Source organism: Methylotetracoccus oryzae (genome assembly GCF_006175985.1).
Taxonomy (GTDB): Bacteria; Pseudomonadota; Gammaproteobacteria; order Methylococcales; family Methylococcaceae; genus Methylotetracoccus; species Methylotetracoccus oryzae.
In genome coordinates this window covers 51,129-64,899 of the sequence record NZ_SRSH01000016.1, presented here as the reverse complement: position 1 = coordinate 64,899, position 13,771 = coordinate 51,129, and the positions used below count along the sequence as shown (strand labels likewise).

8 protein-coding genes are annotated in these 13,771 nt (G+C 64.8%); 7 read left to right on the top strand and 1 reads right to left on the bottom strand.

The genetic code is table 11. The annotated features are described in order from the left end of the window. Positions 1 to 28: 28 nt before the first annotated feature. Positions 29 to 985 (bottom strand): NAD(P)-dependent alcohol dehydrogenase, encoded by a 957-nt coding sequence (locus BWR02_RS15650; RefSeq protein WP_139558863.1) that lies wholly within the window; start codon positions 983 to 985, stop codon positions 29 to 31. Positions 986 to 1,116: 131 nt separating this feature from the next. On the opposite strand from BWR02_RS15650, the gene BWR02_RS15645 reads away from it, so the two are divergent. From BWR02_RS15645 to BWR02_RS15615, 7 genes are all read left to right on the top strand, one after another. Then, on the top strand, positions 1,117 to 1,725 hold the full coding sequence (locus BWR02_RS15645; protein ID WP_139558862.1) for an NADPH-dependent FMN reductase: 609 nt from the start codon (positions 1,117 to 1,119) through the stop codon (positions 1,723 to 1,725). A gap of 143 nt (positions 1,726 to 1,868) precedes the next feature. After that, positions 1,869 to 2,168: an ArsR/SmtB family transcription factor gene (locus BWR02_RS15640; protein WP_139558861.1), complete on the top strand. Its 300-nt coding sequence runs from the start codon at positions 1,869 to 1,871 to the stop codon at positions 2,166 to 2,168. Between the two features lie 46 nt (positions 2,169 to 2,214). Further along, positions 2,215 to 2,580, top strand: a complete 366-nt coding sequence (locus BWR02_RS15635; RefSeq protein ID WP_139558860.1) for a hypothetical protein — start codon at positions 2,215 to 2,217, stop codon at positions 2,578 to 2,580. A 334-nt stretch (positions 2,581 to 2,914) separates the two neighbouring features. Continuing rightward, positions 2,915 to 8,794 carry a PAS domain S-box protein gene (locus tag BWR02_RS15630; RefSeq protein WP_162560183.1) on the top strand — a complete coding sequence of 1,960 codons (5,880 nt, stop codon included), beginning with the start codon at positions 2,915 to 2,917 and terminating at the stop codon, positions 8,792 to 8,794. A 129-nt stretch (positions 8,795 to 8,923) separates the two neighbouring features. Next, a complete protein-coding gene (gene fdnG / locus BWR02_RS15625; protein ID WP_139558858.1) occupies positions 8,924 to 12,121 on the top strand; it encodes a formate dehydrogenase-N subunit alpha in 3,198 nt (1,065 codons plus the stop codon). Position 12,122: 1 nt separating this feature from the next. Beyond that, positions 12,123 to 12,995, top strand: coding sequence for a formate dehydrogenase subunit beta (fdxH, locus tag BWR02_RS15620; protein ID WP_139558857.1), 873 nt, complete (start codon positions 12,123 to 12,125; stop codon positions 12,993 to 12,995). Then, a complete protein-coding gene (locus BWR02_RS15615; RefSeq protein ID WP_139558856.1) occupies positions 12,992 to 13,636 on the top strand; it encodes a formate dehydrogenase subunit gamma in 645 nt (214 codons plus the stop codon). Before fdxH ends, BWR02_RS15615 begins: the two co-directional genes overlap by 4 nt. The last annotated feature ends 135 nt before the right edge of the window (positions 13,637 to 13,771 follow it).

The following is a 13,771-nucleotide window of genomic DNA, read 5'->3' as shown; positions in this document are numbered from 1 at the left end:
GGTCACCCACGCTGCCAACACGAAACGCTCAGGTTTCCGGCGCCACGCGGACCACGATCTTGCCTCGTGCATGTCCTGCCCGGCTCTTCTGCAACGCGGTCAGGAGCTCGTCGAAGGGGAACAGGCGGTCGATGACGGTCCGGAGCCGGCCCGCGGCCATCCATCCGGCCAGCCTCTCGAGCTCTCCGGCTTCGGGTTTCAGGAAGATCGACCGGGCCTGCTGCCGCGCGCAACACGGCAAGGTCAGCCGCTGCAGCAGGACATCCCCGCGCGGGAGCAGCGTCACATAAGCCCCCTCCGGTTGCAGCCAGCGCCGCCACAGTTCGAAGCTGCCGAGACTGACCGCATCGAACACCCGGTCGAATTCAGGCACCGGACGGTCGACGTCGCCGCGAAAGTAATCCAGCACGCGATCGGCTCCGAGAGTGCCCACCCAATCGATGTTGGGGGTACTGCAGACCGCGGTCACCGCGGCGCCCAGCGCTTTTGCGATCTGCACGGCGTAGTGCCCGACGCCACCGGAAGCGCCGACGATCATGACCCGCTCGCCGGGCATCAGCGGTCGCGGTGTGTTCAAAGCCTGCAGCGCGGTCATGCCGGCCAGCGGCACGCCGGCCGCCTCCTCGTCGGAGACGTTCGCGGGCGTCGCCGCCAGCAGCGCCCCCGGTCGGGCCAGCAACGCTGCGCGAGCAGCGCCGGCTTGTCCCAACCGGCACAGCCCGAACACGCGATCATCGATTCCGAACGCCTCGACACCCGAACCGATCGCACTCACCCGTCCGGCATAATCGAAACAAGGGATTGCCGAGAACCGCAGCGGACCGAGCCAGCGCAACGCGCCCGTGCGGAGCTTCCAGTCGACCGGATTGACCGACAGGGCAGCCACCTCGACCAGCACCTCCCCCGAACACGGTTGCGGGCATGGCAACTCGACCCGTCTGAGGCTGTCGAGCCCCCCGAAGGCGCTGAACTTCATCGCTTTCATGGTATGTTGCCTCCCCGGCAGCCGGCTTGTCCGCCGGCTTGCCGAGGCCGGCACACGGCCGCGCAGCGGCGGCACCGTGTCCCGAGCGGTTCACGCATTTTCACGCCACCCCTGATTGGAGTCCACCGCAGATGAAGTTTGCCATCGTGTCCGGCAGCCACCGCCCCCAGTCCCAATCCGGCAAAGTCGCCCGTTTCGTCGCCGGCCAGATCGCAGCGCTGGATCCCAAATTCTCGAGTTATCTGCTCGAGCTTGGCAAGGAACCGCTGCCACTATGGGAAGAGGGCATCTGGAACAAGGACCCGAAAATGATCGAGCCATGGCGGCCGGTATCCGAAGCCCTCGCAGGCTGCGATGCTGCCGTGATCATCGCGCCCGAATGGAGCGGCATGGCGCCCGCCGCGCTGAAGAATTTCTTCCTTTTCGCCAGCGATGGCTGCCTCTATCACAAGCCGGGCCTGCTGGTCGGTGTGTCCGCTTCCCGGAACGGCGCGTATCCGATTGCCGAATTGCGGACCAGCAGCTACAAGAATTCCCACATCCAGTACATCTCCGAGCATGTAATCGTCCGCAACGTCAACGAAGTGCTGAACGAGGCGACACCGGTCTCGGAGGAGGATGGCGCGTTGCGACGGCGTTTCGACTACGGCCTCCGCGTTCTGGCGGAATACGGCAAAGCGCTGCAGGCAGTGCGGGCCAGCGGGGTTCTGAACCGCAAGGAGTTTCCGTTCGGCATGTAGCGTCCGGCGGCCCCGAATCCGGCAACTGGAGGCTTTGTCCCTCTCAACCCTGGTCGGGACGCGAGGCCGGCGCCGGTCTGGCACGCTTGACGCGGCCCCGCATACTCACGACAATTCAACAAGTGTTCACACGTTGAAGAGTTATGACGCTGAGCGAGGCGCAATGTGCGGCGCTGGCCGAGATGTACTCTCTGCTGGGAGACCCGTCCCGATTGTCCATCGTGCTGGCCTGCGCCGAGCAAAGCCGCCGGCCCGTCTCGGACATCGTGCAGGCGACGGGCCTGTCGCCCTCGCTGGTCAGCCATCATCTGCGCTTGTTGCGAACGGCGGGTCTGGTGCGCGTCGAGCGGGCGGGGCGGAATGCCTTTTACTCGATCGCTGATGAACACGTTCGTCACATGCTCGCGGACATGGTCGATCACGTCCGACACGTGATCGCCTGACGGCGGGCGGGTGCCTTCAACTTTCCAGGCGAGAAGGTCAAGACTCATGAACCCCTGCCATTGCCATCCAGATCACGAACACCAGCACGGCGCTCACTGCGGTCACACTGCGATCCAGCACAACGGTCACGTGGACTATCTCCATGACGGCCATCTGCATCATCCTCACATGGTCGACGGTAAGGTCGCGCATTACGACGAGCACCGGCTGGACGTCAGTTCCGCCAACCCCGAAGGCTGCGTCGACACGACCGCAGCCTGCTGCGGCACGGGACACCGGCACGGTCCCGATTGCGGTCACGAGGCCGTCCCCCACGGCGACCACATCGACTACCTGGTTGACGGCACCTTACACCACCCGTGCGGCGATCACTGCGACCAGCACGGCTCGGTGCAGGTCGTCTCCGGCTGATCCCCCCGCACATCTGCCGGGTGGACGGTGTTCCGCCGGAGCCGCCCGGCCAGACATCTGCGATATCGATCCTCCCAGGGAACTCGTTCCTTCTCGAACGCGGCCCGCACCGCGGCTGGCCGGCCGAATGCCCGCTCGCGAACGGCAGCGATCATGCCGTATCATGAGTTCTAAGCCCAAAGCGATACTACGCTCGGGCCATCGGCAGGACTGAGCCTTTCGCGCCACTGTGGTCAGCCGGCCGCATGCGACCGGCTCGGCACCCGCGGGAGGCGGTCTCCGCGCTGTGGCCGTCACTCCAGTTGGCATGGGCGCGTCAAGGAGGCGTTCCCCGGTGGCAGGCATCGACGATCTCACGCTAGAGAACATCATGAGCCGGCGGATCGTCACCGCCGCGCCAGACTGTCAACTCGGAGCTGCCGCCGCACAGATGGTGGACAGGCGCGTCTCGTCGCTGGTCATCATGGAGGGAGGCCACGTTGCCGGCATCCTGACCGAACGGGATCTGGTCCGCCTGGTGCATCAGCGGACACCGCCCGAAACAGCCCTGGCCAGCGTGATGACCCACCCGGTCATCGCCGCCCCGCACGATCTCGACTTCCGATCCGGCTACGCGCTGCTGCGGCAGCATCGCGTGCGCCATTTGCTGGTTACCGCTGCCGACGGGGAACCGGTTGGCATCGCGACCGCGACCGACTTCAGGACACACCTCGGCCTGGAGGTATTCCGGAAGATCGATGATCTGCAGTCGGTCCAGGACCCGGTCGCCGCCGAGCTGTCACCGGCCGCGACGCTGGCCGACGCCGTGCAGATGATGATGAGCACCGGCTCCGACTACGTGCTGGTCGTCGAACAGCATGTCCTCCTCGGCATTCTGACCGAGCGCGATCTCTCCGGTCTGCTGGCCGGCGAGGCCGACCCACGCACGCTTCGTGTCGACCAGGTCATGACGACCCCTGTCCACTGCCTGTCGCCCGCCGCCTCCGTCGCCGACGCGGCGGCTGCCATGGCGCGCTTGAGAGTGCGGCACATGCCGGTGACGGATGCGCGCCAAGTCGTGCAGGGCGTGGTCAGCCAGGCCCGCCTGCTGGAGAAAATCGGGGTCGAATGGCTGGATCACGATCACCGTGAGCGCCTCGACCTCCGGGCGGACAATGCCCGCCTGCAGGACCGCCTCAGCCTGACGCTCGAAGCCGCCGCAGTGGGCATCTGGGAGTATGACCATGCCGCGGATCGCGTCAGCTGGAGCCGCGGCTGCTGTGATCTGCTCGGTTACCGGGAAGACCAGGCCCCGACCCGGTTCAAGGACTGGCTGGAATTGGTGCATCCCGACGATCACCCCGATCTGTTGGCCCGCATCGAAGCCGCCCAAGGACCCGATAACCCGCTGTACAAGGCCGAATATCGCCTCCGCAAAGCCTGCGGAACCTGGTGCTGGATTCATGCCCGCGGGCGGGTGATGCATCGCTCGAGCGACGGCAGTCCGTTGTTGACCGCGGGCACGATGGCGGACGTCTCCGCCCGTAAACATACCGAAATCACCCTCCGGGCCCAGCACCAGCTTGCTCAGGCACTGGCCTTGGAAGCGGATCGACCCGCGTTGTGGGCAGCGCTGCTCGAGAGCGCGCTGATGCTGCCGGACATCGACTGCGGCGTTCTGTACCGCATCGACGGCGGGAATGGCACGCTGCTGGCCGAGAGCAGGCTCGCTGGGACGATCCGCGACCGGGACGTCGAGACCTCTGCAATGTCGATGTTGGTTGAAGCCGTGGCGCAAAACCGACCGCTCACGCACCGTCTCGCCCCGGATCCGCAGGACGACGACAGCTGCCGGTTCGCACCCGGCGTCATGGAGGCGGAAGCTCTCCGCAGTATCACGGCACTGCCGATCCGGATCGACGGGGAAGCCGCCACCTGCCTTTGCCTGGGGAGCCGGCATTGTCGGGAACTGCCGGCGGAAACGATCAGCGCACTGCAAACGCTGGTACCGCCGATCACGCTGGCGCTGCTGCGCATCCGGGCGAAAGAAGATGCGCAGCACCAGCGCAAGAACATCGAAGGCCTCTTTCGGGCGATGTCGGACTTCCTGTTCGTGACCGATTGCGATGGCCGGATCGTGCACTACAACGAGCCGGTCGCAACGCGACTCGCGCCGGATACCGGATGGCTGGGGTTACCCATCTGGCAGATCCACCCGCCGGACGTGCAGGACGAAGCGCGACGCGTGTTGCGGGACATTGCCGCCGGGCACCGCACGACCTGCTCGTTACCCTTGGTGGCACGCGACGGGGCAAGGATTCTGGTCGATACGCGTGTCGTCCATGGTGAGTGGAACGGGCAACCGGCGCTGCTCGGGCTCGCCCGCGACGTGACCGAACTGATGGGACAGCGCGATGCGATCAGCCGCAGCGACGCCCTGCTGCGCACCACGCTCGATTCGACGGCCGATGGTCTGCTCGTCTGCGGCGTGGATGGCGAAGTGCTGCTGATGAACAGCCGCTTCCGCGAACTGTGGCAGATGCCGGATGCACTCTGCGCGGCCCGCTCCAACGGACCGCTGCTGCAGCATGCCAGTAAGCAACTGGCCGATCCCGCGGCGTTCCTGGCAGGTGTACAGCAATTGTACCGCTGTGACGACGAGCAGACCGATCACCTGGCCTTCAAGGATGGACGCGTTTATGAACGCTTCACACGACCACTCCGACTCGGCGGCCAAGCTGCCCGTCTATGGTCGTTTCGCGACATGACCGAGCGCGCGCGCGCGCGCCGTGCCGTCGAATACGAGCGAGCGCGGCTGAAGAGCCTGATTCGCACCATTCCCGACCTGGTCTGGCTGAAAGACCCGGACGGGGTCTACCTCGCGTGCAATCCATCATTCGAAAAGCTCTACGGCGCCCCGGAAGCGGACATCGTTGGGAAAACCGACTATGACTTCGTGGACCGCGAAACCGCCGATTTCTTCCGCGCTAACGACCGGGAAGCGTTCACACAACGTACGGGCCGGGTCAATGAGGAGAGGCTGACCTTTGCCGACAGCGGTTACCGCGGGATTTTCGAAACCATCAAGACCCCGATGTTCGACAGCGATGGACAGCTGATCGGTGTCTTGGGCGTTGCACGCGACGTCACGCAGCGACGGGAGATCGAATCCCGTCTGCGCGACAGTGAACAGGCGCTGCGGGAAGCCCAGGCCATCGCGCTCGTGGGGAGCTGGACGCTCGACCTGCGGCGCGACGAGATGCGCTGTTCCAATGAAACCTACCGCATCCTCGAGGTTCCATACGATCCCGAACTGCGCCGGGAGAGCTTTCTGTCGCGGATCCACCCCGATGACCTCTCTTCGGTCCGCAAGGCCTGGGACAATGTCTGGTCGGGCCGCTCGTTCGACATCGAACACCGGATTGTGGTCCGTGACGGCATCCGCTGGGTACGCGAACGCGCCGAGGTCCGGCTGGACGAGCACGGCGCACCCATTTTCGCGGTCGGCACCGTTCAGGACGTCACCGAGCGGCGCAACGCCGAGGAACAGCTCCGCAAACTCTGGCTGGCCGTCGAACAGAGCCCCAACAGCATCGTCATCACCGATACCGAAGCACGTATCGAATACGTCAATCAGGCCTTCGTCGACTCGACCGGATACTCGCGCGAGGATGCGCTCGGCCAGAATCCCCGTTTACTGGATTCGGGGCAGACGCCCAAGAGCACTCATCGGGAACTCTGGGCCGCATTGACCCGGGGGGAGACCTGGGAAGGCGAGTTCATCAACCGCCGCCGCGACGGTTCGCTGTACACGGAGTCGGCGCGGATCTCTCCGGTCCGCCAGCCGAGTGGACAAATCACGCACTATCTCGCCGTCAAGGAGGACATTACCGAGCGCAAGCAGGCCAGCGCAGAACTGGAACGCTATCGCCACCACCTCGAAGAACTGGTCGCCGAGCGCACGGCCGAGCTTGCCGCGTCCAAGGACGCCGCGGAAGCCGCCAGTCGCGCGAAGAGCGCCTTTCTCGCCAACATGAGTCATGAGATCCGGACACCGCTGAATGCGATCGTCGGGCTCACCTATCTGCTGCAAAGACGTATCGAGGCACCGGAAGCGCAACGACAACTCGGCAAGGTCACCGAAGCCGCCGACCATTTGCTGACCTTGATCAATGACATCCTGGACATCTCCAAGATCGAGGCCGGGAAGCTCACCCTGAATCAAACCGAGTTCGAACTGACCTCGCTGCTGGAACGGATTACGGCGCTGTTTTGGGAAAAAGCGGCGGAGCGGACGCTGGAAGTGGTCTACGACATCGATCCGGAGTTGACGGGGCACTTCGTCGGCGATCCCGTCCGTCTCGGCCAGGTCTTACTGAATCTGGTCGGCAACGCAGTGAAGTTCACCGAATCGGGATACGTCCTGGTTCGCATGCAGCGGCAGGCAGAGAATGGAGACACCCTGTGGCTGCGCTGCGAGGTCCGGGACACCGGAATCGGCATCCATCCCGACGACCAAAGGCGGTTATTCGCGGCCTTCGAGCAAGCGGACAGTTCGACCACCCGGCGGTATGGCGGCACCGGACTGGGACTGGCGATCAGTCGGCGCCTGGTCCGCCTGATGGGCGGTGAGATCGGAGTCACGAGCGCGCTGGCCCGGGGTAGTACCTTTTGGTTCACGACCCGCCTGATCAGGCTGGGCGAACATTCCGGAGACGCGCGCGAGGCCTTGCGTAAGCGCCTGAGCGGAAAGCGTGCGCTGGTCGTCGACGATCTGCCGGCCGTCCGTACCGCGCTGGCCGGCCTACTGGGCGATCTCGGGATCACGGTCGACACGACGGCCTCGAGTTCGCAAGCGCTGGCTTCCCTGGCGACGGCTCACCGGGCCAGGACTCCCTATGACCTGGTGATCGTCGACCGGCAGCTGTTGGAACCCATCGCCCTCAACGCAGCGTGGTCCCTGGTTGACGAATGCGGGGAAGCCGTCACCCGACTGATTTCACTGGGTCGTGGCGATGTGCCGGACCCCCCCGCCGCGGCGGTGGCAGCGGATCAGCCCTGGGTATATCTGGCCAAGCCGGTCACCCCGGCGGCCTTGTACGATGCGCTTCGCCGGGCACAGGAACAGGCGAATGGCAGCGCCAAGGGCAGCGAGGACGCTCGGGCCGACACCGCTGCTCCGGCACCGGACTACACCGCGCTGGCGCTGCTGGTTGTCGAGGACAATGCGATCAATCGAGAGGTCGTCACGGCCCTGCTCGATGAACTGGGCATACACCCGGACATCGCACATCACGGGGCCGAGGCCGTAGAGATGGCTTCCGGGCGCGCCTATGACCTGATCCTGATGGATGTGCAAATGCCGGTGATGGACGGCCTTGCCGCAACGCGGGCCATTCGCCGGCTGCCCGACGGCGCTTCCGTTCCCATCATCGCCATGACGGCGAATGCCTTCGACGAAGACCGCGCCCTGTGCCTCGCCGCCGGCATGGATGGCATGCTGGTGAAACCAGTAGACCCTGGCGCCTTGTTCACCGCCATCACGGAGTATCTGACCGTGCCTGCGGCAGGATCTGCGCCGCCTCAGGCGCCGCCTTCGGCTGGCGACGGCGGTGCAGCCGCGCCCTTCATCCGTGCCGTGCCGATCGACCCGGAACTTGGCCTGCGTTACACGGGCGGCGATGTCCCCCGTTACCATCGCGCACTGCGACGCTTCGCCGCCACGCATGACCGGGACCTGATGCGCCTGCGGAGCCTGCTGGAAGGCGGGGATTGGCAGCAGGCCGAGCATCTGGTTCATTCGCTGAAGGGCGTGGCGGCACTGTTGGGGGCGACCGAGCTGCAGGGGAGCGCTGCTGATCTGGAGGCCGCATTGCGAGCCAATGCGACGGGTACTGCGCTGGACGCCCCACTGGCGGCGCTGGAAACCGCGCATCACACCCTATTGGAGATCTTGCCCGAACTGCTCTCCGACTCAGGCGATCAGCCAAAGGCATCCATTGCGGAACGCAACCTCCGCCGGAACGAGTTGCTTCGGCTCGAAGCCCTGCTGGCCGAGGACGATGCCTCGGTCACCCAGCTCTACACCACCTGTGCACCAGGCCTGCGGAGCGCCTTCGGCGTGCGGGCCGACCAGTTGGCGCGGCTGCTGGACAATTTCGACTATCCTCTGGCCCTCACCCTGGTCCACGAACTGCTGGCAGAGTTCCGGAGCAGCGACGAAAACGACGCCTGAAACTGGCCCAGCCGTACCGGACCGCACGGAAGCCCGGCGATGATGCCACCCCTTGAGTTCCGAATCCGGAACGTGCACAGTGGCGAGCGTACAGCCATTCCACCTATGCCGAAGACCGCGGGGACAGGCATGAACATTGACCGTCGCCAATTCTTCAAGCTGAGCGCCTCATCCCTCGGTGGCTCGACGCTCGCGGCACTTGGTTTCTCCCCCACCGCCGCGTTGGCGGAGGTGCGAACCTTCAAGCTGGCGCGGACGACGGAGACGCGCAACACCTGCCCGTACTGTTCGGTAGCCTGCGGACTGATCATGTACAGCCTGGGCGACAAGGCCAAAAATGCCAAGGCCGAGATCATCCACATCGAGGGCGATCCCGACCATCCGGTCAGCCGTGGCAGCCTTTGTCCGAAGGGCGCCGGACTGTTGGAGTTCGTGCACAGCCCCTCGCGTCTGAAATATCCCGAATATCGCGCACCCGGCAGTAGCGAATGGCGGCGCGTCTCGTGGGACTGGGCGATGGAGCGCATCGCGAAGCTCGTCAAGGAAGACCGCGACAGCAACTTCATTGCCAGGAACGAGCAGGGGCAGACCGTCAACCGCTGGACCTCACTGGGTTTCCTGGCCGCGTCCGCCGCGTCGAACGAAACCGGCTACCTGACCAACAAGATCTGCCGCGCCCTCGGCATCGTGATGCTCGACTCCCAGGCCCGGATTTGTCACGCGCCCTCGGTTTCGGCGCTGGCGTCCAGTTTCGGGCGCGGGGCGATGACCAACACCTGGATGGACATCAAGAACGCGGACGTCATCATCGCGATGGGCGGCAATCCGGCGGAAGCCCATCCGGTCGGCTTCAAATGGGCGGTCGAGGCCAAGGCGCGCAACAAGGCCAAGCTGATCGTCGTCGACCCCCGCTTCAGCCGCACGGCCTCGGTGGCGGACCTGTATGTCCCCATCCGCGCGGGCAGCGACATTGCGTTCCTGAACGGCGTGATCCACTACCTGCTGGAACACGGGGCCATCAACGAGGAATACGTCAAGGCCTATACCAATGCGTCGTTCATCGTCCGGGACGATTTCCGCTTCGAGGAGGGCCTGTTCAGCGGCTACGACGAGAGCGATCCGGAAGTCCGCTACGATCGCACGACCTGGACGTACGAACTCGATGGACAGGGCTACGCCAAGATCGACCCCTCGCTGCAGCACCCGCGCTGTGTGTTTCAGTTACTGAAGGCCCACGTCGCCCGATACACGCCGGAACTCGTCTACGACGTCACCGGGGTACCCGCGGAATCCTTCCTCAAGGTCTGCGAACTGATCGCTTCCACCGCGGCGACGGATCGGACGCTGACCAGCCTTTACGCCCTGGGCTGGACTCACCACTCGGTCGGCGTGCAGAACATCCGCGTGATGGCGATGATCCAGTTGCTGCTGGGGAATATCGGAATGTCCGGCGGCGGCGTCAACGCGTTGCGGGGCCATTCCAACATCCAGGGGCTCAGCGACCTGGGTCTCTTGACCGAGATGCTGCCGGGTTACCTCACGCTGCCGCGGGACCACGAAACAGACCGCGCCGGTTACCTGGCCAAGCGCACCTTGAAGCCGTTGCGGCCAGGGCAGTGGAGTTACTGGTCCAATACGCCGAAATTCCACACCAGCCTGATGAAGGCCTGGTACGGACCCGCGGCAACGGCGGAAAACGATTACTGCTACGACTGGCTGCCCAAACTCGACAAGCCCTACGACAGCCTGCGTTTGTTCGACCTGATGGCTCAGGGCAAGGTCAACGGTTTCATCTGTCAGGGTTTCAATCCGCTGGCGTCCTATCCCAATCGGCATAAGGTGGCCGGCGGGCTGGCGAAGCTGAAATTCCTGGTGGTGATGGACCCACTGGCCACCGACACCTCCGAGTTCTGGCAGCACTACGGCGAACACAACGATGTGGATCCGGGCGAGATCCAGACCGAGGTGTTCCGGCTACCGACGACCTGCTTTGCCGAGGAAGACGGTTCTCTGGTCAACAGCTCGCGCTGGCTGCAGTGGCACTGGAAGGGCGCCGAACCACCGGGCGAGGCGCGCACCGACATCGAGATCATGTCGGATTTCTATCTGCGACTGAAGGAGCTTTACGCGGCCGAGGGCGGCGCCTTTCCCGATCCGATCCTGCACTTACACTGGCCCTACCGGAAAGCCGAGGATCCGACACCCGACGAACTCGCGCGGGAATTCAGCGGCTATGCGCTGGCTGACCTGTCGGATCCCGCGGATCCGGCCCGAACTGCGGTAAAGGCAGGACAGCAGCTCGCCGGGTTCGCGCAATTGAAGGATGACGGCAGCACCGCCTGCGGCAACTGGATCTTCAGCGGCTGCTGGACCGAGGCCGGGAATCAGATGGCGCGCCGCGACACGGCCGATCCGACCGGCATGGGCATCGCGCCGGGCTGGGCCTGGTCCTGGCCTGCCAACCGGCGCATTCTCTACAACCGAGCGTCCTGCGATCCTGCGGGCAAGCCCTGGAATGCGAAACGCACCATCATCGAATGGAACGGCCGCCAGTGGAGCGGGCTCGACGTGCCGGACTACAAGGCCGACGTGCCGCCCGGGGCGGACATGATGCCGTTCATCATGAACCCGGAGGGCGTCGGCCGGCTGTTCTGCGCCGACCGCCTTGCCGATGGGCCCTTCCCGGAACATTACGAACCGTTCGAGACCCCGCTGGGCACGAACCCCCTGCATCCGAAGGTCGTCAGCAACCCGGCGGCACGGGTCTTCCCGAACGACCGGGCCATGCTCGGCGGCAGCGAGGAGTTTCCCTACGTTGCGACGACCTACCGGATCACCGAGCTGTTCAACACCTGGACCGACCACGTGCGCATCAATGCGTCGTTGCAGCCGGAGCAGTTCATCGAGATCGGGGAGGATCTCGCGCGCGAACTCGGTATCGCGAACGGCGAGATCGTCGTCGTGCGCTCGAAGCGCGGTTTCATCAAGGCCGTCGCGATGGTGACCAAGCGCCTCAAGATGCTGACGGTTGCGGGCAAGCCGCTGCACCAGATCGGTATCCCGGTGCACTGGGGCTTCATGGGACTGACCCGCAAGGGCTACTTCTGCAACAACCTGACGCCCTACCTCGGGGATGCGAACACGCAGACACCCGAATTCAAGGCCTTCCTGGTCAATGTCGAGAAGGACATGAGCGAGTTCATGCCACATAGCCATGAACCGGGCCAGGGACACGACGAGCGCAGGCGGCCGGAGGCCGGACTCACACCCGCGACAGGGCAGGCTTCGTGGCTAACGCGGATCCTGACCGGCCGGACGGAGGTCTGACATGGCACTGCAATCGCTCGACATCCTGCGCCGGTCCGCGACGACGACGCCCAGCCCGCAGCAGCGGCAGACGACCGAGGTCGCGAAGCTGATCGACGTGACCAAGTGCATCGGCTGCAAGGCCTGCCAGTCCGCCTGTCAGGAATGGAACGATCTGCGCGAGGAAATTGGCATCAACGAAGGCTCGTACCAGAATCCCCACGATCTGACCGCGAACAGCTGGACCCTGATGCGTTTCGCCGAGACCGAGCAGAACGGCACGCTGGAATGGCTGATCCGCAAGGACGGCTGCATGCACTGCGCCGATCCGGGCTGTCTGAAAGCCTGCCCGTCACCCGGCGCGATCGTGCAGTACTCCAACGGCATCGTCGACTTCCACGAGGAAAACTGTATCGGCTGCGGGTATTGCATCGCCGGCTGCCCCTTTGACGTCCCGCGGCTGTCGAAGAAGGATAGCAAGGTCTACAAATGCACGCTGTGCTCGGACCGCGTGGCGGTGGGGCTGGAGCCGGCCTGCATCAAGGCCTGCCCGACACAGGCATTGGTCTTCGGCAGCAAGGAAGACATGATCGAGCACGCCAACGATCGCATTACCGACCTCAAGGAACGCGGTTTCGAGAACGCCGGGCTGTATGATCCTGCCGGGGTCGGCGGCACGCACGTCATGTATGTACTGCATCACGCCGACCAACCGCAGCTCTACAACGATCTGCCGAAAGACCCGACGATCAGCCCGGTGGTGTCGGTCTGGAAGGGCATCATGAAACCGCTCGCGACCGCGGCGATGGCGTTGACCGCGCTCGCCGGCTTCTTCCATTACGTGACGGTCGGGCCGAACGAGACCGATGGCGACGACGAGGAGCATTCCGCATGAGCGCAACGACACGTCCGAGCCTGCTGCTGCGCCGCTACAACGCCGGTCAGCGGCTGAACCACTGGATCACGGCCATCACGTTCCTGCTGCTGACTTTCTCCGGGCTGGCGCTGTTCCACCCGTCGCTGTTCTGGTTCACGCAGTTCTTCGGCGGCGGCACGTGGACGCGCATCCTGCACCCCTACATCGGCGTCGTGATGTTCGTGTCGTTCAGTCTGCTGGCGCTGCAGTTCTGGCATCACAATCTGCTGAGCCGGAACGACGTGCAGTGGCTCAGGCAGATCCGGGACGTCGTGCAGAACCATGAGGACCGGCTGCCGGAAGTCGATCGCTACAACGCCGGCCAGAAGCTGCTGTTCTGGGTCATGATCGTGACGATCCCGACGCTGCTAATCACCGGCGTCGTAATCTGGCGCCCGTGGTTCGCGCCCTATTTCACGATCGATACCGTGCGTATCGCGGCGCTCGTCCATGCCGTCTGCGCGTTCGTGATGATCTCCGGCATCATCGTCCACATCTATGCCGCGCTGTGGGTCAAGGGGACGATCGGCGCCATGGTCCGCGGCACCGTCACGCGCGCCTGGGCCGCCAAGCACCATCCCGGCTGGTACCGGCGCGTGATCCGCGGCGAGGATCACTAGATCGCCGCAGCATCCCGGGCCTCCTGCCGGGAGACCACACCCGGCCCACCATCGACGTTCTCGGACTTCTCTGGATTCTGAGCGGCGACCGGGCGGCCCCACCGCCCGAAGAAACATGGCTGCGGAGACCACTCG

What these genes read in the sequence shown, in the direction of transcription:
- BWR02_RS15650 (WP_139558863.1), bottom strand. Translation starts at nt 985, where the DNA reads ATGAAAGCGATGAAGTTCAGCGCCTTCGGGGGGCTCGACAGCCTCAGA.
- BWR02_RS15645 (WP_139558862.1), top strand. Translation starts at nt 1,117, where the DNA reads ATGAAGTTTGCCATCGTGTCCGGCAGCCACCGCCCCCAGTCCCAATCC.
- BWR02_RS15640 (WP_139558861.1), top strand. Translation starts at nt 1,869, where the DNA reads ATGACGCTGAGCGAGGCGCAATGTGCGGCGCTGGCCGAGATGTACTCT.
- BWR02_RS15635 (WP_139558860.1), top strand. Translation starts at nt 2,215, where the DNA reads ATGAACCCCTGCCATTGCCATCCAGATCACGAACACCAGCACGGCGCT.
- fdnG (WP_139558858.1), top strand. Translation starts at nt 8,924, where the DNA reads ATGAACATTGACCGTCGCCAATTCTTCAAGCTGAGCGCCTCATCCCTC.
- fdxH (WP_139558857.1), top strand. Translation starts at nt 12,123, where the DNA reads ATGGCACTGCAATCGCTCGACATCCTGCGCCGGTCCGCGACGACGACG.
- BWR02_RS15615 (WP_139558856.1), top strand. Translation starts at nt 12,992, where the DNA reads ATGAGCGCAACGACACGTCCGAGCCTGCTGCTGCGCCGCTACAACGCC.